A 3,267-nucleotide genomic window follows, 5' to 3' on the forward strand; every position below is an offset into this window, starting at 1 on the left:
CTACATGGTGCCGGCGGCGATCCTGGTGCTGGACGCGCTGCCGCTGACGCCGAACGGCAAGCTCGACCGCCGGGCGCTGCCGGCGCCCGATTTTGTGCCCACGTCGTACCGGGGGCCGCGCACGCCCGAGGAGGAGATCCTGGCCGGGCTCTTCGCCGAGCTGCTCGGGCTGGACCGCGTCGGCATTGATGACAGCTTCTTCGATCTCGGCGGCGACAGTATTTTGTCGATGCAATTGGTGAACCGAGCCCGGCGAGCCGGGCTCATACTCGCCGCCCGCGACGTCTTTGGGCATCCGACGGTGGCTGCCCTCGCAGCCATTACACGCAGTGACGGTGACGTTGCCGCACCGGAAGTCGCGACGGGATCGGTGCCGTTGACCCCGATCATGCGACGGCTCCAGGACGGGGTGGGTTCGATCGACGGCTTCAACCAGTCGATCGTTGTGGAGGTTCCCGCCGGTCTGGGGCTTGACCGGCTGACGGTCGCCCTACAAGCCCTGCTCGACCATCATGACGCGCTCCGCCTGCGGCTGTCGATCTCGGACGACGGGTCCTGGAGTCTCGAGATCCCCCCGGCAAGGACAGTGTCGGCGGCCGTATCGCTGCATCGTGTCGCGGTCGCCGGCCTCGGTGCCGTGGAGCGCGGCCGATGTATGGCGGCGGCACAGTCCGCTGCCGAGCGCCGGCTCGACCCGAAGGCCGGGATGATGGTTCAGGCGGTCTGGTTCGACGCCGGTGCAGAGAGCGGGCGCCTGCTGCTCGTGATCCATCATCTGGCGGTCGACGGGGTGTCGTGGCGGATTCTGATGCCAGATCTGACGACAGCGTGGCAGGCTGCTGTCGCGGGCCGCCCGCCGCGATTCGCGCCGGTCGGGACGTCATTCCGGCGCTGGGCGCAGGTGCTGGCGGCCGAAGCGCTGACACCGCGCCGTGAGTCCGAGCTGTCCTTTTGGACAAGCATGCTGAGCGCCGGTGACGCGTTGTTGTCGGAGCGGGCGCTCGATCCAGTACTCGATGTCGTCGGTACCGCCGGGCGGTTGCACCTGAGCCTGTCTGCCGCGGTAACCGAAAAGGTTCTGGCGCGGCTGCCAGGGCTGTTTCACGGCCGGATCAACGATGTACTGCTGACAGGCTTTACGCTCGCGCTCGTTGATTGGCGGCGACGCCTTGGCCATGGCGAGGGCACCGCGGTGCTGATCGATATCGAGGGCCATGGGCGCGAAGAGATTTCGGACGGCCTCGACCTGTCGCGGACCGTAGGCTGGTTCACGACCTTGTGCCCGGTGCGGCTCGATCCCGGGGCCCGGCCCGATGCCGCGCTCTGGGGGCCGGCCGGATTGGTTCGCGCAGTGAAGCGCATCAAGGAGCAGTTGCGCGGCTTGCCGGATAACGGGCTGGGTTACGGATTGCTGCGTTACCTCAATGCCGAGGCCGGCGAGGTGTTGGCCCGTTTGCCGGCGCCGCAGGTCGGCTTCAACTATCTCGGTCGATTTCCGACATCTCATGGGGCGGATCGTGACGCGACGCGGGAGGCCGGAGCGCTTTCCGCCGGTGGCGATGCGTCGATGCCGCTGTTTCACGCGATTGACCTCGACGCGGTAGTGATAGACGAGCCCGCAGGCCCGGTTCTGGTGGCGCGGTGGTCATGGGCGCAGGGTCTGTTCGACGAAAGCCAGGTCCGGGCATTGGCGGAGGGATGGTTTCGAGCCCTCGAGGCGCTGGCCAAGCTGATCGACATTCCCGGAGCCGGCGGCTTCACGCCGTCCGACCTGCCGCTGACAGGGCTAGACCAGGCGGCGATCGAAGAGCTCGAGGCGAATCATCCGGGTCTGGCGGAAATTCTCCCCGCCTCGCCGCTCCAGGAAGGTCTCCTGTTCCACACGCTATATGATCGCGACGCGCCGGACGCCTATCTGGTCCAACTGGTCCTGGACCTGACCGGTCCGCTGGACGCCACGGCATTGCATGCAGCCGCCGACGCGCTCTTGCGCCGACATCCGCATTTGGGGGCCGGCTTCATCCAGCATGGGCTGGATCGGCCGGTGCAGATCATCCGGCACGACGTTGTCCTGCCTTGGCGGATGGTGGATCTCGGCAGTCTGACCAACCAAGAGCAGGCTGCTCAGCTCGATGACATTACGGCCAACGACCGTGCACGCTTCGATCCTGCCCAGCCACCGCTCCTGCGCTTCACGCTGATCAGGCTCGGCGCGGAGCGTCATCGGCTGGCAATCACCAATCATCATATTCTGCTCGATGGTTGGTCGATGCCGGTACTGCTTCAGGAGCTGTTTGGCCTCTACCGCGCCAGCGGCGATGACCGCGAGCTGCCGCCGGCAACGCCTTATCGCGCTTACCTGGCTTGGCTGGAGCGGCAGGACGTGGCCCTGGCGCAAGCCGCTTGGCGCGAGGCTCTGGCCGGGCTGGCTTCGCCAACCCGGCTGGCGCTGGCCGGGCGCGCGCCGGTAGTGCTGCCCGTGACCATGAGGTTCAGCCTCGACAGCGACCTCACTGCCGCCCTGACGCAGATGGCGCGGCGGCAGGGTCTGACGCTGAGCACCGTGATGCAGGGGGCGTGGGCGCTCCTGCTGGCCCATCTGACCGGGTCTCTGGATGTTGTCTTTGGCATCACCGTCGCCGGGCGTCCGCCTGAAATGGCGGGCATGGACCGGATGATCGGCCTTTTCATCAACACGGTTCCACTGCGCCTACGGATGCGGCCCGGCGAAACCGTGAGCGATCTGCTGCACCGGCTCCAGGAAGAACAGTCGCGATTGCTGGCTCATCGCCATCTTCCGTTGAGCGATATCCAAGAACTTGCGAATTTGGGGGAATTGTTCGACACGCTGTTGGTCTTCGAGAATTATCCCGTCGAAGCGAGTGTCGAAGATCCGGTGCCCGGTCTGAAGGTCGCCTTGGCCGAGAATCACGGTGGCGACGCATCGCATTATCCGCTCGGTCTCGCAATCCTGCCGGGCAAGGGGCTGCAGTTCAGCCTGAGCTACCGGCCGGATCTGTTCGATCAATCTTGGGTCGATGAGCTGGCGCGGAGTCTGCTTAGGACTTTGGACGTGCTCCTGACGGCTCAGGATCGGCCGGTTGGGCGGCTGGACCTCCTTTCGCCGGAGGAGCGCCGGCGACTGTTGATTGATTGGAACGACACGGCGCACCCGGTGCCGCCGGCGACGGTGCCAGCGTTGTTCGAGGCGCAGGTTGGGCGGCGTCCGGATGCGGTCGCGCTGGTGTTGGAGGGGGCGAGCCTCGA

General features: G+C 66.4%; 1 protein-coding gene. It reads left to right on the forward strand.

The annotated features are described in order from the left end of the window. A partial coding sequence (locus tag FHS74_RS30040; protein ID WP_246463482.1) for a condensation domain-containing protein occupies positions 1–3,267 on the forward strand: 3,267 nt, incomplete at both ends.

The sequence above is a fragment of the Nitrospirillum iridis genome (assembly GCF_014205765.1).
GTDB classification, from domain to species: Bacteria; Pseudomonadota; Alphaproteobacteria; order Azospirillales; family Azospirillaceae; genus Nitrospirillum; species Nitrospirillum iridis.